General features: G+C 73.4%; 19 protein-coding genes. 9 read left to right on the top strand and 10 right to left on the bottom strand.

Annotation, left to right across the window (positions count from 1 at the left end; all coding sequences use genetic code 11):
* Positions 1-141: 141 nt before the first annotated feature.
* On the bottom strand, positions 142-1545 hold the full coding sequence (locus ACH34T_RS15660) for a glycoside hydrolase domain-containing protein (RefSeq protein WP_395992831.1): 1404 nt from the start codon (positions 1543-1545) through the stop codon (positions 142-144).
* Positions 1546-1792: 247 nt separating this feature from the next.
* Positions 1793-2077, bottom strand: coding sequence for an antibiotic biosynthesis monooxygenase family protein (locus ACH34T_RS15655; RefSeq protein WP_395992830.1), 285 nt, complete (start codon positions 2075-2077; stop codon positions 1793-1795).
* 39 nt (positions 2078-2116) lie between these two features.
* Between ACH34T_RS15655 and ACH34T_RS15650 the strand changes: the two genes are divergently transcribed.
* From ACH34T_RS15650 to ACH34T_RS15625, 6 genes are all read left to right on the top strand, one after another.
* Entirely contained in the window at positions 2117-2428 is a 312-nt protein-coding gene (locus ACH34T_RS15650) for a DUF6703 family protein (RefSeq protein ID WP_395992829.1), read from the top strand.
* A gap of 48 nt (positions 2429-2476) precedes the next feature.
* Entirely contained in the window at positions 2477-3436 is a 960-nt protein-coding gene (locus ACH34T_RS15645; RefSeq protein WP_395992828.1) for a metal ABC transporter solute-binding protein, Zn/Mn family, read from the top strand.
* Entirely contained in the window at positions 3433-4302 is an 870-nt protein-coding gene (locus ACH34T_RS15640) for a metal ABC transporter ATP-binding protein (RefSeq protein WP_395992827.1), read from the top strand. The genes ACH34T_RS15645 and ACH34T_RS15640 overlap by 4 nt, the downstream gene beginning before the upstream one ends.
* Positions 4299-5198 (top strand): metal ABC transporter permease, encoded by a 900-nt coding sequence (locus ACH34T_RS15635; RefSeq protein ID WP_395992826.1) that lies wholly within the window; start codon positions 4299-4301, stop codon positions 5196-5198. Before ACH34T_RS15640 ends, ACH34T_RS15635 begins: the two co-directional genes overlap by 4 nt.
* Positions 5199-5216: 18 nt before the next feature.
* Positions 5217-5603, top strand: coding sequence for a Fur family transcriptional regulator (locus tag ACH34T_RS15630; RefSeq protein WP_395992825.1), 387 nt, complete (start codon positions 5217-5219; stop codon positions 5601-5603).
* A 155-nt stretch (positions 5604-5758) separates the two neighbouring features.
* Positions 5759-6184, top strand: coding sequence for an OsmC family protein (locus ACH34T_RS15625; protein ID WP_395992824.1), 426 nt, complete (start codon positions 5759-5761; stop codon positions 6182-6184).
* Between the two features lie 10 nt (positions 6185-6194).
* Here the strand turns inward: ACH34T_RS15625 and ACH34T_RS15620 are convergent, their stop codons facing one another.
* Both ACH34T_RS15620 and recO read right to left on the bottom strand, forming a co-directional pair.
* Complete coding sequence (locus tag ACH34T_RS15620; RefSeq protein WP_395992823.1) at positions 6195-6995, bottom strand: isoprenyl transferase; 801 nt, start codon at positions 6993-6995, stop codon at positions 6195-6197.
* Complete coding sequence (gene recO, locus ACH34T_RS15615; RefSeq protein ID WP_395992822.1) at positions 6992-7780, bottom strand: DNA repair protein RecO; 789 nt, start codon at positions 7778-7780, stop codon at positions 6992-6994. The genes ACH34T_RS15620 and recO overlap by 4 nt, the downstream gene beginning before the upstream one ends.
* Before the next feature lie 186 nt (positions 7781-7966).
* Here recO and ACH34T_RS15610 point away from each other — a divergent pair, with 186 nt between their 5' ends.
* Positions 7967-9007 (top strand): M4 family metallopeptidase, encoded by a 1041-nt coding sequence (locus ACH34T_RS15610; protein ID WP_395992821.1) that lies wholly within the window; start codon positions 7967-7969, stop codon positions 9005-9007.
* A 4-nt stretch (positions 9008-9011) separates the two neighbouring features.
* Entirely contained in the window at positions 9012-9263 is a 252-nt protein-coding gene (locus tag ACH34T_RS15605; protein WP_243711264.1) for a protealysin inhibitor emfourin, read from the top strand.
* Positions 9264-9549: 286 nt separating this feature from the next.
* Here the strand turns inward: ACH34T_RS15605 and leuA are convergent, their stop codons facing one another.
* The 3 genes from leuA to ACH34T_RS15590 all read right to left on the bottom strand — a co-directional run bounded on the left by leuA (position 9550) and on the right by ACH34T_RS15590 (position 12906).
* Positions 9550-11277, bottom strand: a complete 1728-nt coding sequence (gene leuA, locus ACH34T_RS15600; RefSeq protein WP_395992820.1) for a 2-isopropylmalate synthase — start codon at positions 11275-11277, stop codon at positions 9550-9552.
* A gap of 203 nt (positions 11278-11480) precedes the next feature.
* Complete coding sequence (gene ddaH / locus ACH34T_RS15595) at positions 11481-12293, bottom strand: dimethylargininase (RefSeq protein WP_395992819.1); 813 nt, start codon at positions 12291-12293, stop codon at positions 11481-11483.
* Between the two features lies 1 nt (position 12294).
* Positions 12295-12906, bottom strand: a complete 612-nt coding sequence (locus ACH34T_RS15590; RefSeq protein WP_395992818.1) for a hypothetical protein — start codon at positions 12904-12906, stop codon at positions 12295-12297.
* 100 nt (positions 12907-13006) lie between these two features.
* Here ACH34T_RS15590 and ACH34T_RS15585 point away from each other — a divergent pair, with 100 nt between their 5' ends.
* On the top strand, positions 13007-13879 hold the full coding sequence (locus tag ACH34T_RS15585) for a hypothetical protein (protein ID WP_395992817.1): 873 nt from the start codon (positions 13007-13009) through the stop codon (positions 13877-13879).
* Here ACH34T_RS15585 and era read toward each other — a convergent pair.
* From era to ACH34T_RS15570, 3 genes are read right to left on the bottom strand one after another with little or no spacing between them, the layout of a single operon-like run.
* Positions 13870-14793 (bottom strand): GTPase Era, encoded by a 924-nt coding sequence (era, locus tag ACH34T_RS15580; protein WP_395992816.1) that lies wholly within the window; start codon positions 14791-14793, stop codon positions 13870-13872. The two genes, ACH34T_RS15585 and era, sit on opposite strands and share 10 nt — an antisense overlap.
* Positions 14794-14836: 43 nt before the next feature.
* Positions 14837-18298: a BTAD domain-containing putative transcriptional regulator gene (locus ACH34T_RS15575; protein ID WP_395992815.1), complete on the bottom strand. Its 3462-nt coding sequence runs from the start codon at positions 18296-18298 to the stop codon at positions 14837-14839.
* 54 nt (positions 18299-18352) lie between these two features.
* Positions 18353-20485 (bottom strand): MMPL family transporter, encoded by a 2133-nt coding sequence (locus ACH34T_RS15570; protein ID WP_395992814.1) that lies wholly within the window; start codon positions 20483-20485, stop codon positions 18353-18355.
* Positions 20486-20514 lie beyond the last annotated feature (29 nt).

The following is a 20514-nucleotide window of genomic DNA, read 5'->3' as shown; positions in this document are numbered from 1 at the left end:
CGTGCCCGGTGCCTGCGAGCATCCCCAGCTTAGGGCACGGGTGAGTCTAGTAGACGCGGCCTGGTGGGGACGTCGCAGGTAGACGCCCGATAGGCCACCGCTGGTCGACGCTGCCCGCCGACGGTCAGCAGACGTCGACGATCAGTAGACGCGGCCGTCGACGATGTTGCTGTCGATGTTGAGGGTGACGCCGCCGTGCTTCTCCTTGTGGCCGCCGCGGTACTGCTTGATGCGGCGGTGCGGGCGCCACCAGTCGTCCGGGATGAACGGGTCGCCGTACACCTTGGCCCTGCCGTCCCAGTTGGCGAACCAGATGGAGACGGGTCTGCTGATGCCGTCGGCGCGTCCCACGTCCCTGATCCCGGACGTGACGCTGCTGTAGAGGCACGGCTCGTACCCGACGTCCTTCAGCCTTCGGACCCAGTTGTCCACGAATCGCAGGACGGCGGCCCTGCACGAGGCGTTCTTCCTCTTGTACGCCTCCATGTCGTAGTAGATCGGGGCGCCTTCCGGGATGCCGAGCGCGCGGGCCTTGCGTGCGGCGTCCACGGCGGCCTTGGCGCCCTGCGAGGCGGCGTTCTTGGGGGTGAAGCGCTGCGGGCGGCTGCCGCACGGGGCCTGCAGCCCGACGTACGTGGGCGTGATGCGGTAGCCCATCTCCCGCACTTCGCGCACCCACCGCTCGGTGAGGTTGGGCTGCGCGCATCCGCGCGCCGCGCCGCCGATGTAGATGTTGGTGATCTTGAACGAGGGCCGCCACGCCCTCATCGCCGCGAGGGACGGGGCCGTGCAGGTGTCGAACCCCTTGCCCCGCGCCCACGGACGGTCGAGCGCGGGCGCGTCCTGCTGTGGGCGGCGTGGCGTGTCGTGCTTGACGTCCTGCTTGGACGGCATCTCCGGCATGGCCGGTCCCGACGGGATGGCCGGTCCCGAGGGAATGGACGGTGCCGACGGCATGGGCGGTCCTGAGGGCATGGGCGGCACGGGTGTGCGCGGCCGGGCGGGCCGGTTCGCGTTCAATCGGGTGTCGCGGAGCATGCGCTGGAGCCCCGCCGGGTCCGTCCCGTACACGCCGGTGATGGTGACTCCGGCCTCCGGGACGGCGAGCCGCGCCTCATGGTCGACGGTCGGCGGGATCGTGAGCGCGGCGAGCTGGTCGCCGTGCACGACCGTCCGGGCCGCGCGCCCGTGCCCGGCGGGTCGCGCGCGCTCCGCGGGCTGGATGTGGACCGCCTCGGTGCGCCCGACGAGCCGGGCCGGGCAGTCGGGGCGCGGGCCGGGCCGTCCGAGGTAGACGGCGTGCCGGTCGTAGCGGACGCAGCGCGACGGGTCCCGGTCCAGGTCGTGGACCTCCCAGCCCGCCGGGACGGCGACGCGCAGCCCGTGGTACTCGACGACGCGCTGGGCGGCCGCCGGCGCCCGGCGATCGCTCAGCGCGGCGGCCTCGTGGGGCGCGGGCCGCGGGGCGGACGTCCCGAGGACGGCGAGGACGGGAGGGAAGGCCGCCAGCACGCACAACCCGCTGACCAGGACGGCATGGCGCATCACAGCTCCCCTTGCAGGCACGGCATGATCGTGATGCGGCAAAGATGACCTTGGACACGGGCCGCGAAACCGGTCCTGGACGCTTCTTGCCCGGTCGTTTCCCCTAATCCAGACACGCCTTGATCAACACGCCTCGATCGGGCGGCACCGCCGGTCGGACGCGCCGCCGATCAAAGCCGAGCCGACGATCAGACGGAGGTGACGATCAGACGGGCCAGGGTGACGATCAGACGGAGCGGGGTGACGATCAGACGGAGGTGACGATCTCGTAGGCGCCGGGTTCGTCCACGGCCAGGGCGGCGAGCGGGATGAACTGGAGCCGCACCTCGTACTGGCCGAGCGCGCGGCGGTAGTGGCCCGCGCCGTCCCACTCGGTGACGAGGGCCCACAGCCCGGGATCGTCGACCGTCCTGCCGAGCCGTCCGAAGCGGAAGCCGGGGCTCGCGGACAGCGCCGTCAGCACCGCGGACATGCTTTCGGCGAAGCCGTCGGCGTCCTCGCCTGGCACGCGGTACCGGGTTATCGCGATCATCGGTCCATCTTCGCAGGACGTTGGCAGTACGTTGGGCGTGTGGAGACGCGAGGTGAGCGGCGGGGAACGGGGCCGCGGGCGGCGGTCGAGCGGTGGAGTGCGGCGCCGGTGGTGTTCCTGCACCGGCTGCCGCGGTGGGTGCTGCTCGTCACGGTGTTCGCCCTGCTGGTGATCGGGATGGTCGGGACCGGCTGGGTGGCGGCCGCCGGGGTGCTGGTCCTGGCGGTGGCGCTGGCCTGGTTCGCCTTCCTGAACTGGCCCGCGCTGGACGGCTCGGGCCGGGCGCTGCGCGTCGTGGCGCTGGCGGTCCTGGTGGCGTTCGCGCTGGGGCGCGGCATCGGACAGGTCTGATCATTCCCGATTTTGACAATCATTTTCAGACTCCTTCATAATCGGCGGATGCCCCGCTTCCATGCCGTCCCCCGGCGTGCCTCCCCCGCGACGGCGCTGGCCCTGGCGCTGGCCGGGCTCGCGACGGGGCTCACGGGCTGCACGGGCGCGGACGCGGACGTCCCGCCCGGCAAGACCGTCGTGGTCGCGTCGTTCTATCCGGTGGCGTGGCTGGCGGAGAAGGTCGGCGGCGACGACGTCTTCGTCCGGACGCTCACCGAGCCCGGGTCCGAGCCGCACGACCTGGAGCTGACGGCCCGGCAGGTGGCGAACGTCGAGGACGCCGACTTCGCCGTCCACGTCAGGGGCGTCCAGCCGGCCGTGGACGACGCCGTCCGGGGCCACGCGAAGGGCAGGTCGCTGGACGCGGCGAGCGTCGTGCGGAGACTCCCGCCGCCGGACGAGACCGACGACGAAGAGGCGCACGACGGCGTCCGCCACGAGGAGGCGGACTACGACCCCCACATCTGGCTCGACCCGAGCCGCATGGCGACCGTCGCGACCGCGCTCGGCGACCGGCTGGCCGCCGCCGACCCCGCCCACGCGGCCGGTCACCGGCAGCGCGCCGCGGCCATCGCCGCCCGGCTGTCCGCGCTCGACCGCGCGTTCCAGGACGGCCTGAAGACCTGCGAGCGCCGCGAGATCGTGACCGCGCACGCCGCGTTCGGCTACCTCGCCGACCGCTACGACCTGCGCCAGATCCCGGTCGCCGGGGTCGATCCCGCGAGCGAGCCGTCCCCGAAGCGGATGGCCGGGCTGACGCGCCGGGTCGCCGCCACCGGCGCGACGACGATCTTCACCGAGACGCTGGCCAGCCCGAAGGTCGCGCGCTCGCTGGCGCGGGAGGCGGGCGTGCGGACGGCCGTCCTCGACCCGGTCGAGGGCATCGAGGACGGCGCGTCCGGCGACTACCTGACGATCATGACCGAGAACCTGCGGACGCTGCGTCCAGCCCTGGAGTGCCCATGACCGAGGAGCGTGCGCCGGTGACCGATCCCTCGAACGCCCGGCCGTTCACGATGACCGGCGGCCTCGTGCGGCGCGACGGCCGCGAGGTCCTCGCCGGCGTCGACCTGCGGGTGGAGACGGGCGACGTGCTCGCGGTCCTCGGGCCGAACGGCGCGGGCAAGTCCACGCTGGTCAAGGCGCTGCTCGGGCTCGTCTCGCTGGCCGCGGGACGGACCGAGATCTACGGGACCCCGCCGGCCAGGTTCCGCGGCTGGACGCGGGTCGGGTACGTCCCGCAGCGGCTGCCGATGGGCGGCGGGGTGCCCGCGACCGTCCGGGAGGTCGTCTCGTCGGGGCGGCTGGCGCGGCGGTCCCGCTGGCGGCCCGCGGTGTTCAACGACCGCGCCGCCGACCGCGCCGCCGTCGACCGGGCCCTGGAGACGGTCGGCCTCACCGGTCACGCCCGCGACTCGGCGCACCTGCTGTCGGGCGGCCAGCAGCAGCGCGTGCTGATCGCCCGGGCCCTCGCGGGCGAGCCCGACGTGTTCGTGATGGACGAGCCGACCGCGGGCGTGGACGCGCACAGCCAGGCGGCCCTCGCGTCGGCGCTGCGCGAGCTCGCCGGGGCCGGACGGACGGTCGTCCTGGTGACGCACGAACTCGGCCCGATGGAGCCGCTGATCACACGCACGATCGAACTGGGCCACGGCCGCATCGTCCGGGAGACCACCGTCCGGGAGAAGGCCGTCCCGGAGACGACCGTCCCGGAGACGACCGTTCCGGAGACGACCGTGCGGGAGAAAACCGTGCGCGAAAAGAGGGTCCGGAAGAAGACCGTCCCGGAGAGCACCGCCCGGGAGGACACGGCTACGGGAAGGCCCGCGTGAGCGACATGCTGCAGTACGACTTCATGCGCGTCGCCCTGGTGATGGCGGTGCTGATCGGGCTGACCGCCCCGGCCGTGGGGACGTTCATCGTCCAGCGGAAGCTGTCGCTGCTCGGCGACGGCATCGGCCACATCGCGCTGACCGGCATCGGGCTGGGCCTGCTCACGAGCACCTCGCCCGTCCTCGGCGCGCTGGTGGTGTCGGTGCTCGGCGCGGTGGCGATCGAGATCCTGCGCGCCCGCAGCCGCAGCGGCGCGGACGTCGCGCTGGCCCTGCTGTTCTACGGCGGGCTCGCGGGCGGCGTGATCCTCACCAACGCGAACGGCGGCAGCGGGACGAGCCTGCAGTCGTACCTGTTCGGCTCGATCACCAGCGTGACCGTCACCGACCTGTACGTCGTCGCGGGCCTCGCCGCCGGGGTGCTCGGGATCATCGCGCTGTTCGGCCGCGAGCTGTTCCTGCTGTGCCAGGACGAGGAGGTGGCGCGCGCGTCGGGGCTGCCCGTCCGGTTCCTCAGCGTGCTGATCGCCGCGACCGCCGCGGTCACCGTCGTGATCTCGATGCGGGCGATCGGGCTGCTGCTGGTCAGCGCGCTGATGATCGTGCCGGTGGCGGCGGCGCAGCAGCTCACGCGGGGTTTCCGGGGGACGATGCTGGTCGCCATGGCGACCGGTGTACTGTCGGCCGTATCGGGCCTGGCGGGTTCCTTCCAGTACGATCTGCCTCCGGGCCCCTCGATCGTGCTGCTGGCGCTCGCGCTGTTCGTCGCCGCGGTCGCCGGGGGCGCGCTGGTGCGCCGAAGGCGCGCGCGGACCGGCACGGCCGGGGAGAACGTCCCCGCCGCGGCCGGCCCGGGCGTCGAGGCGCGCGTGGACGCCGAGGTGATGGGGGGATGACGCGGAGGTGCTTGGGGGATGACGACGGCCCGCCGGGACGCGGTACGGCAGGTGCTGACCGGCTCCGATGGTTTCCGGAGCGCGCAGGACATCTACGCCGATCTGCGCGCCGACGGATCCAAGATCGGCCTCACCACGGTCTACCGGGCGCTGCAGGCGCTCAGCGACGCGGGCGAGGTCGACGTGCTGCGCACGGACGAGGGTGAGGCCGTGTACCGGGCCTGCCGCACCGAGCAGCACCACCACCATCTCGTCTGCCGCGAGTGCGGCCGGACGATCGAGGTCGAGGGCCCGGCCGTGGAGCGCTGGGCGGAGGCCATCGCCGCCGAGCACGGCTTCAGCGACATCACGCACACCGTCGAGGTGTTCGGCACCTGCGCCGACTGCGCCGCGAAAGGCCGCTGACATCGCCGCCAAAGACCGCTGACGTCGCCGCCAAAGACCGCTGACGTCGCCGCGAAAGGCCGCTGACGTCGCCCCGACCCGGGCTCCCGGCGTCCAGGCCCCCGTATCGGGTGGTTCTTGATCTGCGGCGCGGGGCCATGGTGAAGAATCGGGGCATGGCTACGACACGTACCGCAAACGCGCACTGGGAAGGGCCGCTCCTCAGCGGCCAGGGGACCGTCTCGCTGGACTCCTCGAAGCTCGGCACCTACGACGTGACCTGGGCATCGCGGTCCGAGGAGCCGGGCGGCCGGACGAGCCCGGAGGAGCTCATCGCCGCCGCGCACTCCACCTGCTACTCGATGGCGCTCTCGCACGGCCTCGCCGGCGCCGGGACGCCGCCGGAGAAGGTGGACACCAAGGCCGAGGTGACGTTCCAGCCGGGCGAGGGCATCACCGGCATCCACCTGACCGTCCGGGCGAGCGTGCCCGGCCTGTCCGCGGCCGACTTCGAGAAGGCCGCCCAGGACGCCAAGGCCGGCTGCCCCGTCAGCAAGGCCCTCACCGGCACCACCATCACCCTCGACGCCGCTCTGGTCTGACCAGGGGGCGTCAGCCGCGGGCGGCGGCCGGTTCCACCGAGTTGGGGACCGCGCCGCCGTACCTGCGGTCTCTGGACGCGTACAGCTCGCAGGCGTGCCAGAGGTGGCGGCGGTCGAAGTCCGGCCAGAGGGTGTCGAGGAAGACCATCTCCGCGTACGCCGACTGCCACAGCAGGAAGTTGGACGTGCGCTGCTCCCCCGACGAGCGCAGGAACAGGTCCACGTCCGGGATGCCGGGCTCGTCCAGGTAGCGGGCGAAGACCTTCTCGTTGATCTTGTCGGGGTTGAGGCGGCCGTCGCGGACGTCCCTGGCGATCGCCGCGGCGGCGTCCGCGATCTCGGCGCGGCCGCCGTAGTTCACGCAGAACTGCAGGGTGAGGACGTCGTTGTGGCGCGTCATCTCCTCCGCCGTCTCCAGCTCCTTGATCACGCTGCGCCACAGCCGCGGCCGCCGGCCCGCCCACCGGACCCGGACGCCCATCGAGTGGAGCTGGTCGCGGCGGCGGCGGATCACGTCCCGGTTGAAGCCCATGAGGAAGCGCACCTCGTCCGGCGACCGCTTCCAGTTCTCGGTGGAGAACGCGTACGCCGACAGGTACGGGACGCCGAGCTCGATCGCGCCCATGATCACGTCGAAGAGGGAGTCCTCGCCGCGCCGGTGCCCCTCGGTGCGCGGAAGGCCGCGGTCCTTGGCCCAGCGGCCGTTGCCGTCCATGACGATGGCGATGTGCCGCGGCACCAGGTCGGCCGGGATCGGGGGCGGGACGGCGCCGTCCCGATGCGGCTCCGGCGGTGAGACGGCCCTTCTCAAACTCTCTCCCTGGTGGTGTCGGTGGTCCCGAAGTCGTCTCCGCGGTCCGCGCGGTTGTCGCGCTCGACGTGGCGCAGGGAGCGGATCCCGTGCTCCAGGTGCCACTGGAGGTAGGCGGCGACGAGGCCGCTGGTCTCCGTCCGGTGCCGCTGCTCGCTGCCGTCGGCGTGCTCCCAGTCGCCGCGCAGCAGCGCCAGCATCAGCGCGAACGTCGGCGGCGCCGGGGTCGCGGCGCCCGGCTGCCGGCAGCTCGCGCAGACCGCGCCGCCCGCCGCGATGGCGAACCCGCGCAGCCCGCCGCGATCGCCGCAGCGGCAGCACTCGTCGAGCGCGGGCGCCCACCCGGCGACCGACAGCGAGCGCAGCAGGAACGCGTCCAGGACGAGCCGCGGGTCGTGGGCGCGCTCGGCGAGCGTCCGCAGCCCGCCGACGAGCAGCAGGAACTGCCGCAGCGCGGGCTCGCCCTCCTCGCCGGCGAGCTTGTCGGCGGTCTCCAGCATCGCCGTCCCCGCCGTGTAGCGCGGGTAGTCGGCGACGAGCGCCTCCCCGTACGGGCGCAGCGTCTCCGCCTGCGTGATCAGGTCGAGGGAGCGCCGCTCGTACAGCTGCAGGTCGACGTGCGTGAACGGCTCAAGCCGCGCCCCGAACCGGGACTTGGTCTTGCGGACCCCCTTCGCCGCGGCGCGGATCCGGCCGGTGCGCCTGGTCAGCACCGTCACGATGCGGTCGGCCTCGCCCAGCTTCTGGGTGCGCAGGACGATGCCTTCGTCGCGGTAGAGGGTCACCCGTTCATTCTGACGCACGTCAGCGCGTGCCTCGCCGCCAAGCCGGGGCATCTCCCCAGGATCTCCACAAGTCCTCCGACCCGTGCTCACAGCGCCGCATAACAATTACGTACCGTGACCGGATTCGGCCGTAGCGTCATGCCGAAAGTTGTGGCTTGAATCACAGGGAGCTGGCAGCGTTGTGGCATGAGATGCCACATCGTGCCGCCGCACATGCTGGAGCGCATCGCCCACGACGCCGACGACCCGGCCCTGCGCGACCGCGCCCGCCGAACCCTGGCCCTCAGCTCCTTGCAGGCCACCGAGCGCCGGACGACAGCGGCCGCGGCCCCCTCCCCCACCGAGGACTTCGTCCCCAACCGGACGATCAAGGACGCGGAGAACCGCGAGGAGCTCCCCGGCCGGACCGTCCGCGCGGAGGGGGCTCCCGCCACCGGTGACAAGGGCGCCGACCAGGCCTACGACTGGCTCGGCGCGACCTTCGACTTCTTCGAGGCCGCGTACCGGCGCAACTCGATCGACGGCGCCGGCCTCCAGATGGTCTCGACCGTCCACTACGGCGACAAGTACGACAACGCGTTCTGGAACGGCGAGCAGATGGTGTACGGCGACGGCGACGGCGTCCTCTTCACCGCGTTCACCGGCCCGCTCGACATCACCGGCCACGAACTCGCCCACGGCGTCACCCAGTACACGGCGAACCTGGAGTACTACGGCCAGTCGGGCGCCCTCAACGAGTCCGTCTCGGACGTGTTCGGCTCGCTCATCAAGCAGTGGCACCTCAAGCAGACCGCCGACCAGGCCGACTGGCTCATCGGGCAGGGCCTGCTCGCCGAGGGCGTCAACGGGGTCGCGCTCCGCTCGATGAAGGAACCCGGCACCGCCTACGACGACCCGCAGCTCGGCAAGGACCCGCAGCCCGGCCACATGGACCACTACGTCGAGACCTACCGCGACAACGGCGGCGTCCACATCAATTCGGGCATCCCGAACCGGGCCTTCCACCTCGCCGCAACCGCGATCGGCGGCAACGCCTGGGAGAAGGCGGGCCGCATCTGGTACGACACTCTCACCGGTGGCACGCTGGCCACCGACGTCGACTTCGCCGGGTTCGCCGCCGCGACCGCCCGGTCCGCGACACGCCTCTACGGGGCCGGCGCGGCCGAGACGAAGGCGGTGAATCGGGCCTGGACGGGGGTAGGCGTCCCCATGGAGGCGAACGGATAGCGCAGTGAAAGTGACAGTCGTCCGCAGCGGGGGGTTCGCGGGAATCGAGCGGCGCGCCGAGTCGGACAGCGCCAGCGATCCCATGCTGACGCGGCTCGTCGGCCGCGTTGATCTGAAGGCGATTCCCCCGCCGGGCCGAATCCCCGACCAGTTCCTGTACGAAATCGACATCGACGGCGACCGCACCACCGTCGGCGAAGCACAGCTCAACGGCCCACTGCGCGAACTAGTCCACCACGTCCTCGGGCGCAGCTAATTTGGGGGGCGACCCCCCACGCCCCCCCGGCTGCGCGGCACGGGTCTCTTTGTCCATCGGGGGGGCGACCCCCCGAACCCCCCGGCTGCGCGGCACGGGTCTCCTCGCTCCGGTCGCTGGCGCTCCCTGCGCTGCGGGGACGCGGCGCGCCGGGCATGCCCGCTGCGCTCGCAGAGCTCGCTCCGCGTGCCTGCCCGTAACCGGCGGCTGAGGTTCAACCCGCCGGGGCCGGGGCCAGGGCTGCAAGGGTTGGGGCCGCGGGTGGAATGCCCGCGGCCCCTGCCGTTCAGTTTTCTTGGGTGCGGGCTACGCGGTTGACGGCGGACAGGATCGCCTTCAGGGACGCGGTGACGATGTTGCCGTCTATGCCCACGCCCCAGACGGTGGTGCCTTCACCGTCGCCGAACCGGACGTCGCACTCGACGTAGGCCGCGGCGCGGGCGTCGCCGCCGGCGCTCATCGCGTGCTCGGCGTAGTCCAGGACTCGGACGCCGATCCCGACGCCGGCGAGGGCGTCCTCGAACGCGGAGACGGGGCCGTTGCCGACGCCCTCGATCTCGCGGATCTCGCCGTCCACGCGGATGTCGCAGCTGAGCGCGTCCTTCTCGTCCACCCGGGAGGTCGCGCGGTGCGCCAGCAGGCCGACGCGGGGGCCGCCGGTGAGGAACTCGCGCTGGAAGATGTCCCACATGAGCTCGCCGGTGACCTCACCGCCCTCGTCGTCAGTGTGCCGCTGGACGACCCGGGAGAACTCGATCTGCAGCCGGCGCGGCAGCTCCAGCGAGTGCTCGGTCTTCATGATGTAGGCGACGCCGCCCTTGCCGGACTGGCTGTTGACGCGGATCACGGCCTCGTACGTCCGGCCGACGTCGTGCGGGTCGATCGGCAGGTACGGGACCTCCCAGCGGTACTCGTCCAGCGGCACCCCGGCGGTCCCGGCGTCGCGGCGCAGGTGGTCCAGGCCCTTGTTGATGGCGTCCTGGTGGGAGCCGGAGAACGCGGTGTAGACCAGGTCGCCGCCGTACGGGTGCCGCTCGTGGACGGGCAGCTGGTTGCAGTACTCGACGGTGCGGCGGATCTCGTCGATGTCGGAGAAGTCGACCTGCGGGTCGACGCCCTGGGTGAACAGGTTCAGGCCCAGCGTGACCAGGCACACGTTCCCGGTGCGCTCCCCGTTGCCGAACAGGCAGCCCTCGATGCGGTCGGCGCCCGCCAGGTAGCCCAGCTCGGCGGCGGCGACGGCGGTGCCGCGGTCGTTGTGCGGGTGCAGGGAGAGGATCACCGAGTCGCGGTAGGCCAGGTTGCGGTTCATCCACTCGATCTGGTCGGCGTAGACGTTCGGCGTGGCCATCTCGACCGTCGCGGGCAGGTTCACGATGACCTTGCGGTCCGGGGTCGGCTTCCACACGTCGTTGACGGCGTTGCAGACCTCGACGGCGTACTCCAGCTCGGTGCCGGTGAACGACTCAGGCGAGTACTGGAAGTAGATCTGGGTGTCGCCCATGTCTTCGGCGAGCTTTGCACAGAGTTTCGCGCCCTCGACGGCGATCGCGGTGATCCCGTCGCGGTCCTGGCCGAAGACGACGCGGCGCTGGAGGGTGCTCGTGGAGTTGTACAGGTGGACGATCGCCTGCTTCGCGCCCCGGATTGATTCGAAGGTCCGCTCGATCAGTTCGGGACGTGCCTGTGTCAACACCTGGATCACCACGTCGTCCGGGACGCGGCCCTCCTCGATGATCTGCCGGACGAAGTCGAAGTCGGTCTGGCTGGCCGCCGGGAACCCGACCTCGATCTCCTTGTAGCCCATCCGTACCAGCAGCTCGAACATCCGCAGCTTGCGGTCGGCGTCCATCGGGTCGATCAGGGCCTGGTTGCCGTCCCGCAGGTCGACCGCGCACCAGCGCGGCGCCTCGGTGATGACGGCGTCCGGCCAGGTGCGGTCGGCGAGCCTGACCGGGGCGAACGGGCGGTAGCGGTGGACGGGCATGCCGGACGGCTGCTGTCGCGGATACATCGCGTGGGATCTCTCTGCTCGAAACCTCGCGGCCGACGTGCACGTCGCAGTCCCGCAGCGAGGGAGCCGGCCTGGTTACTGGCCCCCGCTGCGGCCGCTAAGGAGGAGCAGCTCACGCAACACGATCGCCAAGCTAACAGATGACATCCGTGTTCCGGAAACCGGTGTCCGGATGCTGAGACACCGTCCTCCCACCCCCCGGCTCAGGGGACGAGCACGGAGAGGCAGGTCACGCAGCCGTCGAGGGCCTCGAACTCGCTGATGTCCACACTGGTGACACGCAACCCGTCCGCCGCGAGCCGGGCCGCGGTGCGCGGAGCGGACGCCGCCATCAGGACGTGGTCGGGCCCCAGCACCACCACGTGGGCGCCCGCCGGCTCCCAGACGACCTCCAGGCAGGGCAGCACCGACGTGTCCACCCGGTCCGGCAGGCCGATCAGCCCGCCGTCCGGCAGCGCGGTCATCGCCGACTTCAGGTGCAGGCAGCCCCGGACGGCGACCGGGACGACCTTCCGTCCGCCCACCAGCCGGGCGAGCTGGCAGACGCCCTCCTCGTTCGTCCGGGCGCCGCGGCCCACGTAGACGGTGTCGCCGACCTGGAGGACGTCCCCGCCCTCCAGTGTGCCGGGCGCCTCGATCCGCTCGACGCGCAGGCCGAACTCGCGCGCGGCCCGCTCCGCGCCCGGGGCCTCGCCACGGCGGCGCTCGTCGCCCGGCCGGCAGATGATCGCGACGTCGCCGCAGACGACCAGGGCGTCCTCGATGAACACGGCGTCGGGCTGGTCGTCGGCGGCGGCGACGGCGGCGACCCGGCGGCCCGCGGACCGCAGCGCCGCGACGTACGCCTCGTGCTGGCGGGCCGCGAGCGCGACGTCCACGGGGCGGCGGGCGGCGTGGGTGACGATCCCGTCCGCCAGCCGCGGGCCGGGGGCGCGGACGAGCGCCCGTCCCTCCGGCGGCCGCGTCTCCACGGGGGCGGGGCGGGGAGCGGGGGTGGTGTCGGCGGCGCGACTCATGTCAGCGTGCCGCCCCCTCGGTGGTCACGATCACGCCCAGCGCGTACGCGCGGGACATGCCGAGCAGGTCCGCGACGCCGTGCAGCTCGCGCCGCTCCGCCTCGCCGAGCGGCCCGTCGGCCAGCCCGATCCGGACGGCCTGTGCGAGGAACCACTCCTTCGCCTCCACGGCGAGCTGGGCGCCGGCGAGGGCGACCTCGCGCTCCAGGAACGTCCGGCGCAGGGCGAGGTCGGCGTCGATGGCGTCCCCGTCGTAGTCGGGCTCGCCGTAGCCGGTCACCGTCTCGGCGGCGCGGGCGCGGGCCGCCGCGTCGGCGGGATCGCCGGAGCGCAGCACCAGCGCGGCCGCCGCGCGCATGCCCGCGGCGAGGGTCTCGGCCATCTGCTGGGACGTCGGCTTCCGCAGCGCGGAGACCGGGAAACGGCCCCGGCACGTCCGGCACTCCACGGCGTGCCCGAGCCGCCACAGCGGCACCGCCGGGACGAAGAACACCGAGAGCCAGCGCCGCCCGGCACGCCTCCGGTAGGCACGGTCACCGCCGCACTGCGGGCAGTGGAACGTCCCCTCGCTGACCGTACGGAACACCGCCGTCAGGCCGAAAACGAGCAACACCGGGGTTCTCCTCCCATATCGGGCTCGTTCCAAACTACCGAGCGTTCCGCCCCGACGTGGCCGTCCCGGGCAATGCCGTTCCTGCCTTTACGCTGGGTTCATGACCGGTGACCTGGGTTCCGACGCGGGCCGCGCGCGGGCGCGCCCCTCCTTCCTGCCGCCCGTCGACGGCTATCCGCCGGCCGGCGAGGCCCCCGCGGAGGCCGTCCCCGAGCCGCTCCCGGCGCCGCCGTCGCGCGGCGTGGCCTGGATCGTCGCGATGATCGTCGCCGCGGGGGCGCTGCTGGTGTCGGCGTTCATGCCGTGGGCGCGCGCGCAGATCGTCGTCGAGCTGTTCGGGCAGCCGATCGGCCGCGACATCGGCAGCGTCGCCGGGATCGACGCCGACGACATGGTCCTCGCCGTCCCGGTCCTGGCGGTGGTCGCGATCGCGCTGGCCTTCGGCGACCTGGTCGGACGGGACGCGCGGATCGGCGGCCTCGCCGCGATCCCCGCCACGCTGGCGCTGCTGGTCTGCGGCATCTTCGTCCTGCGGCTCGGCGACGTCCGCGACAACCTGCCCCAGACGGGCCTGGACGTCGGCTACCAGATCACCGTCCGTTACGGCTGGTACCTCGCGGTCATCGCGTCGTTGCTGGTGGTCGGGTTCAGCCTGGCCCGTCCGATCAGCGACCGGGTCGCGAAGCCGCGCGGCGGCCCCGACCAGTACCACCCGCAGTACACGGACCAGCAGTACTACGCGGACCAGCAGTACTACGCGGGTCAGCAGTACTACTACGCCTACACGGACCAGCAGTACGCGTCCGACCCGTCCGCCGCCTGGCCCCAGGAGGACCAGGCCTGGGGACGCCACGAACCCGGACGGCCAGAGAGCGAGCCGGAGCCCCCGCGCGACGCCGACGAGCCCAAAGCGGACGAGCCGAAGGCGGACGGCGAGTCGGAGGAGGGTCAGCCCGAGAAGGGTCAGTCGTAGAAGCCGAGGCGGCGGAGCTGCTTGGGGTCGCGCTGCCAGTCCTTGAGGACGCTGACGCGCAGGTCGAGGAAGACTTTGGCGCCGAGCAGCGCCTCGATCTGCCGCCGGGCCGCCGCGCCGACCTCCCGGAGCCGCGAGCCCTTGTGCCCGATGATGATCCCCTTCTGGCTGGACCGCTCGACGTACAGGTGCGCGTAGACGTCGATGAGGTCGTCGCGTCCCTCGCGGGGGTTCATCTCGTCCACGACGACGGCGATGGAGTGGGGCAGCTCGTCCCGGACGCCTTCCAGCGCCGCCTCCCGGATCAGCTCGCCGATCAGGATCTGCTCGGGCTCGTCGGTGAGGTCGCCCTCCGGGTACAGCGGCATGCCCTCCGGCAGGTGGGAGATCAGCAGGTCGCCGACCAGGCCGACCTGGAAGCCCTCTTCTGCGGAGCACGGCACGATGTCGGCGAACTCGCCCAGCCGCCCGACCGCGAGGAGCTGCTCGGCGACCTGCTCGGGCGCGGCGAGGTCGGTCTTGGTCACGATCGCGACGACCGGCGTCTTCCTCACGGCGGCCAGTTCCCGCGCGATGTACTTGTCGCCGGGGCCGACAGGCTGGTCGGCGGGGACGCAGAAGCCGATCGCGTCCACCTCCGTCAGCGTGGACCGGACGAGGCTGTCGAGCCGCTCCCCGAGCAGCGTCCGCGGCTTGTGCAGGCCGGGGGTGTCGACGACGACGAGCTGCGCGTCCGGGCGGTGCACGATCCCGCGGATCGCCCGCCGCGTCGTCTGCGGACGGCTGCTGGTGATCGCCACCTTGGTCCCGACCAGGGCGTTCATCAGGGTCGACTTCCCGACGTTCGGCCGTCCGATGAAGCAGGCGAACCCCGCCCGATGGCCCTCGGGCGTCCCGTCTCCCAGCGTCGTCACCTCTTGATTGTCGCGCACCGGACGGCGAGGTCCGGCCATCCGGTCAGGCGGCGGGGGTGCCGAGGCGGGTGAGGGAGGCGCTCGCCTCCTCGATCCAGTGGACGGCGCCGACGCGGCCCGCGACCTCGGCGGCCTGCCGGTAGTGGCCGGCAGCGACCTCGGCCGGACGTTCCAGGAACAGGGCGAGGTCGCCGAGGAGCTGCGCGATGGGCCCCACCGTGGCGACGGACGTCGCGCCGCCGGAGAAGGCCCCCGCGTACGGGATTAGCGTCGCGTAAACGTCTCCGGCCAGGTCGCGGTCGCCGAGCGCGATGGCGCGCAGGCCCCGCAGCGGCATGGTCAGGTCGAAGAAGTAGTCGGGGCGGACGGGCCCGGCCCCGGCGACGACGCGGCGGGCCTCCTCGGTGCGGCCGGCCGCGGCGAGCGCGAGCGCGTACACGTCGGCGGTGGCCCCGACGTGGCTCCACTGCCGGTGCAGCCAGGCGGCCTCGTCCAGCATCTCCCCTGCCCGGCCCTGCACGAGGCGCACGCAGAACGGGCCGAGGACGCCCACGCCGCGCTCGCTGGACCAGATCCTGATCCGGCCGATGGCGTCGTTCAGCCGCTCGTAGGTGCGTTCCGCCTCGTCGAGGGGGGCGCGGAACGCGTGCACGAGCTGGGACTCCCAGAATCCGAGCTCCGCCAGCAGCGGCAGGCCGTACTGCTCGGCGAGCAGCCGTCCCTCCTCCAGGTGCCGGTGCGTGGCCGGCAGGTCGAGGGAGCCGAAGGCGGCCTGCTGGACCTGCAGATGGGCGAGGACGCGGTAGGCGCCGAGGTCGTGCCGGGTGGCGAGGTCGAGGAGCTCGGCGGCGATCCGGCGCCGCTCGGCCAGGCCGTCCACGGTCCGGTAGGCGTTGAAGTAGGCGCCGTTCAGCGCGACGGCGATCAGCTCGGAGTCGCCGAGGGCGCGGGCCGTCCGGACGGCCTCCGCGGACGCGGTGACGCCGCGGTCATGCGGCTCCCCTTCCAGCTCGATCGCCAGGGTGGTCAGCAGCCGGACGCGCAGCTCCGGCTCGTCGCCCGGGAGGTCGGCGAGCGCCTCGTCGGTGGCGTCGACGACGGCGTGGTCGAGGGTGCCGTACTCGCGGCTCGTCCAGAGAGTGGGGACGTCGAAGCTCGCGATGATCCGGGCGAGCAGCCGGACGTCGCCGAGGGCGCGGGCGTCGGCGATGGCGGCGTGGCGGCGCTCCCTGGCGTCCACGACGTGCCCGGCGAGGGCGGAGGCGCGGATCGCGGAGACCTCCGCGGCCAGCCGGTCGCGGGTCGCCTCGGGTCCCTCGGCGCGCAGCGTCTCGACGACGCGGACCCACAGCCCGGCGGCGACGCCGTGCGCGAAGCGGGCCTCGGCGGCCGCGGCGGCGCGCCGCCCGTACCGGACGGCCTTCGCCGGGTCCGCGCCCGACTCCAGGTAGTGGTGCGCGATCGCGGCGACCTCGCCGGGCTCGTGCCGTTCGAGCGCGGCGGCGACGCGGCCGTGCAGCCGGGTGCGGCGGGCCCGGGAGATCGCGTCGTAGAGGGTGTCGCGGACGAGGGCGTGCGCGAACCGCATCCGGCCGGGCCCGGGCTCGGTGACGAGGCCGCCCGCGAGCCCGGCCTCGACGGCGTCGATCACGGTGTCCTCGTCCCCGGCGAGGTCGGCGAGGACGCGCAGGTCGGCGTCGCGGCCGAGGACGGCGGCGTGCCGCAGGACGTCCTGGACCGGCGCCGGGAGCCGTGCGATGCGGCGGCGCAGCACGTCCCCGACGCCCGCTGGGACCTGGCGGGTGGCGGCGGGCAGTCCCTCGGCGTCGAGGAGCCGGGCCGTCTCGCGGGTGAAGAACGGGTTCCCGCCGGTCCGCTCGGCGATGACGGACAGCTCCGCGTCGCCCACGCTGGTCGCGCACGTGCCGCGGACCAGGGCGGCGACCTCGGGCTCCGACAGCCCGCGCAGGTCGATGCGCACCGGCTCGTGCCGGGCGAGCGCGGCGAGCGCGGACTCCAGCCGTTCGGGGACCTCCGTGTTCCGGAACGTGGCCACGAGCAGGACAGGACGCTCTTTGAGCCGCCCCGCGAGGCGGACGAGCAGCGCGAGGGTCTCCTCGTCCGCCCAGTGCAGGTCGTCGAGGACGAGGAGCAGCGGCGCGGTGTCGGCGAGCCCGGTGAGGTAGTCGCCGACGGCGAGGTGGAGGCGGAACCGTCCGGTGCCTGCGTCCGCGCCGGCGCCTCCGGTGACGCCGTCGTCCAGGAGCGGGCCGAGGCGTGCGGCGAGGACGTCGTCGGGCGGCGCGGCCGCCGTCAGGTCGCGCAGCAGCTCGGCCCAGGGCCAGGCCGCCGGGGCTCCCTCGGTCTCGGGTGCGCGGCCCCACGCGCACGTCCAGCCCTGGTCGGCGAGGCCGCGCGCGAACCGTTCGGTGAGCGCGGTCTTGCCCATGCCAGCGTCGCCGCCGACGAGGACGACCCCGCCCCAGCCCGCGGCGGCGTCGCGGGCCGCGTCCTCCAGCCGCGCCAGCTCCGAGGCCCGTCCGACGAACGCGGTCTCGGGCGTTTCGCCGGGTTCGGGCGCGAGCCGCAGGACGGACCGTCCTCCAGCCCCCACCCGCCACCATTCAACTGACGAGCTCCGCTCGACGCCCCGTCCTCCAGCCCCCACCCGCCAGCTCCGCTCGGCGCGCCGTTCCGGCGCCGCCTCCCCCGCGGGTCCCGGCTCCCCCAGGGCGGGCGACTGGGCCAGGATGTCGGCCTCCAGGCGGCGCAGCGCAGGCCCGGGGTCGACGCCGAGCTCCTCGGTCAGGACGGCGCGGGCGCGGCGGAGCGCGGCGAGGGCGTCGCCCTGCCGTCCGGCGCGGTAGAGGGCCAGGGCCAGCAGCCGCCACGCCTCCTCCCGCAGCGGGTTCGCGGCGGCGTGCGCCTCCAGGTCGGGGACGGCCTCGGACGCGGACGCGAGCAGCCGCGCCCCGTCCCTGAGCATCGCCTCCGCGCGGAACTCGACGGCGAGGCGGCGGCGCTCGTCCAGCCGGGCGGCCTCGGCGGCGGCCCACGGCAGGTCGGCGAACTCGGCGTAGGCGGGCCCGCGCCACTCGGCGAGCGCCCGCTCCGCGCGGCGGCGGGCCTCGGCCGGGTCGGCGTCCAGCAGGTCGGCGGCCTCGTCGATGAGGGTGTCGAACCGCCAGGCGTCGACGTTGGCGTCCGGGAGCCGGAGGGCGTACCCGGGCGGCTCGGTGACGAGGATCCGCGCGGGCGTGCGGGGCGGACGGTCCGGCTCCAGCGCCCGCCGCAGATGCGACACGAACGACTGGAGCCCGGCGGCTGCGCGGGACGGGGCCGTCCCCGGCCACAGGTCCTCGACGAGACGGTCGGCGGGCACCATCCGGCCCCGCGCGGCGACGAGCCGGGCCAGGACCGAGCGCTGGCGGGGACCGCCGAGGTCGGCGGGGGCGCCCGCCACCTCGGCGCCGAAGGCCCCGAGAACGCGTACCACGGTCGACATGTCCCGATCAGCCTAACCGGGACATGCCGGACCGCGGCGTTCACTCCCCTCGGATCAGACCTTGCTGGGCTCCGGTTCCCGTTCGGGCGCCGCGGCGGGCACGGCGCCGGCGTGCAGGTCGATGTCGGGCAGGATGCGGGCGAGCGGGCGCGGCAGCCACCAGTTGGCGCGTCCGAGCAGCGACATCGTGGCCGGGACGAGCACCAGCCGGACGAGCGTCGCGTCCAGCGCCACCGCGACCGCGAGCCCCACCCCCATCTGTTTGATCACCAGCCCGGGGTCGGCGGCGAAGCCGAGGAACACCGCCACCATGATCAGCGCGGCGCTGGTGATGACGCGTCCGGTCGCGGCCAGGCCGGTGGACACCGAGGCGCGCGCGTCGCCGTGCAGCTGCCATTCCTCTCTGATCCGTGACAGGAGGAAGACCTCGTAGTCCATCGACACGCCGAACAGGACCGCGAACATCAGCAGCACGATGAAGCTCGACACCGGGACGCTGTGCGGGAGGCCGAGCAGGTCCGCGCCCCACCCCCACTGGAACACGACCGTGAGCACCCCGTACGCGGCGCTGATCGACAGCAGGTTCATCACGGCCGCCTTCAGCGGCGCCAGCAGCGACCTGAACACGATCATCAGCATGATGAACGAGGTCGCGACGACCGCGCCGATCACCGGCCAGAGCCGGTCGGACAGGATCCGGGACAGGTCCGTGTAGACGGCCGTCAGCCCGGTGACCTCGGCGCCTCGCGGCAGCGCGTCCGCGCGGACCCGGTCGACGAGGCCGGTCACGCGCTCGTCCTGCGGCCCGTACTCCGGCGTGACCATGATCACGGCGGCGTCGCCGTTCGGGGACACCTGCGGCGGCGCGACCGACGTCACGCCCTCGATCTTCGCGAGCCGGTCGCTCACGCCGGGCAGCGCGCCGCGGTCCGTCTTCGTCAGGTCGACGGCGACGAGCAGCGGCCCGTTGGCGCCCGCGCCGTAGCCGTCCTCGACCAGGTCGTACGCCTGCCGGACGGTGTTGGACGTCGGCTCGCTGCTGGCGTCGCTCGGCCACGTGCGCATGCCGAGCGCGGGCGCGGCGAGGGTGAGCAGCAGCGCGAACGCGGCGAGCAGCCAGGGCCACGGGTGCCGCCCGACGTGCTCGGCCCACCGCCTGACCTTCGGCGACTCCACGGTGATCTTCGCGCCGGCGGCCCGGTCGCGGCGGCGCAGCACCCGCCGTCCGGCGAGCCCCAGCACCGCGGGCAGCAGCGTGACGGCGCTCAGCACCGTCGTCGCGACGACCAGCCCGGTCGTGAAGCCCATCGTCATGAAGACCGGGACGCGGGACAGCACCAGCCCGCACAGCGCCAGCAGCACCGTGAACCCCGCGAAGATCACCGACTGGCCCGCCGTGGCGTTGGCGCGCGCCACCGCCTCGGGGACGTCCAGCCCCTCCGCCAGCCCCTCCCGGTGCCGGGTCAGGATGAACAGGGCGTAGTCGATGCCGACGCCGAGGCCCACCATGATCGCGAGCGTCGGCGCCGTGGTCGCGACATCGGTGAACGCCGCCAGCAGCGTCACCCCGGACAGGCCCGCGCCGAGCCCCGCCAGCGCCACCGCGAGCGGCAGCCCCGCCGCCACCACCGACCCGAACGCCAGCAGCAGGATCACCAGCGCGGCCACGATGCCGATCCCCTCGGCGACGCCGCCGGGCGCGGTCACGTTCTCCGGCACCTGGCCGCCGAACTCCACCTGGTAGCCGGCGTCCTCAAGGCCGTCCGTGGCCGTGCGGAGACGGTCGAGCGTCTCCTTCGGCTTCAGGTCGGTGACGGGCACCGAGTACCGGACGGTCATCAGCGCCGTCGCGCCGTCCGCGCTGGGCGGCAGCGGGTCGACCGCGCTGACGTGCGGCAGCTTCCGCAGTTCCCCGGACGCCTTCGCCAGCGCCGCCTGGTCGACCTTCCCTGACTCGGCGTGCACCACCACTCTGGCGTCGGCCCCCGACAGGGCCGGGAAACGCTCCTCCAGCAGGTCCGTGGCGCGCTGCGACCCCGTCCCGGACATCGTGTAGTTGTCGTGCAGCGCGCCACCCGCGGTACCCGCGAGACCGGCCACCACGCCGATGAGCACCAGCCAGGCGGCGATGAACCGCCATGGACGCAAGGCCGCGGCCTTGCCCAAGCGGTAAAGCAGACGGGACATCTCTTCTCCCCCAGACGGCGTTTATCCGG

The organism is Actinomadura sp. 9N215 (assembly GCF_044326345.1).
Taxonomy (GTDB): Bacteria; Actinomycetota; Actinomycetes; order Streptosporangiales; family Streptosporangiaceae; genus Spirillospora.
Note: the sequence above shows the minus strand (reverse complement) of the source record. Positions and strands in the feature narration are given on the sequence as shown.

Excerpts from the sequence above, each read along its gene's own strand:
- ACH34T_RS15660 (WP_395992831.1), bottom strand. The coding sequence starts at position 1,545 with ATGCGCCATGCCGTCCTGGTCAGCGGGTTGTGCGTGCTGGCGGCCTTC.
- ACH34T_RS15655 (WP_395992830.1), bottom strand. The coding sequence starts at position 2,077 with ATGATCGCGATAACCCGGTACCGCGTGCCAGGCGAGGACGCCGACGGC.
- ACH34T_RS15645 (WP_395992828.1), top strand. The coding sequence starts at position 2,477 with ATGCCCCGCTTCCATGCCGTCCCCCGGCGTGCCTCCCCCGCGACGGCG.
- ACH34T_RS15640 (WP_395992827.1), top strand. The coding sequence starts at position 3,433 with ATGACCGAGGAGCGTGCGCCGGTGACCGATCCCTCGAACGCCCGGCCG.
- ACH34T_RS15630 (WP_395992825.1), top strand. The coding sequence starts at position 5,217 with ATGACGACGGCCCGCCGGGACGCGGTACGGCAGGTGCTGACCGGCTCC.
- ACH34T_RS15625 (WP_395992824.1), top strand. The coding sequence starts at position 5,759 with ATGGCTACGACACGTACCGCAAACGCGCACTGGGAAGGGCCGCTCCTC.
- ACH34T_RS15610 (WP_395992821.1), top strand. The coding sequence starts at position 7,967 with ATGAGATGCCACATCGTGCCGCCGCACATGCTGGAGCGCATCGCCCAC.
- leuA (WP_395992820.1), bottom strand. The coding sequence starts at position 11,277 with ATGTATCCGCGACAGCAGCCGTCCGGCATGCCCGTCCACCGCTACCGC.
- ddaH (WP_395992819.1), bottom strand. The coding sequence starts at position 12,293 with ATGAGTCGCGCCGCCGACACCACCCCCGCTCCCCGCCCCGCCCCCGTG.
- ACH34T_RS15585 (WP_395992817.1), top strand. The coding sequence starts at position 13,007 with ATGACCGGTGACCTGGGTTCCGACGCGGGCCGCGCGCGGGCGCGCCCC.
- ACH34T_RS15575 (WP_395992815.1), bottom strand. The coding sequence starts at position 18,298 with ATGTCGACCGTGGTACGCGTTCTCGGGGCCTTCGGCGCCGAGGTGGCG.
- ACH34T_RS15570 (WP_395992814.1), bottom strand. The coding sequence starts at position 20,485 with ATGTCCCGTCTGCTTTACCGCTTGGGCAAGGCCGCGGCCTTGCGTCCA.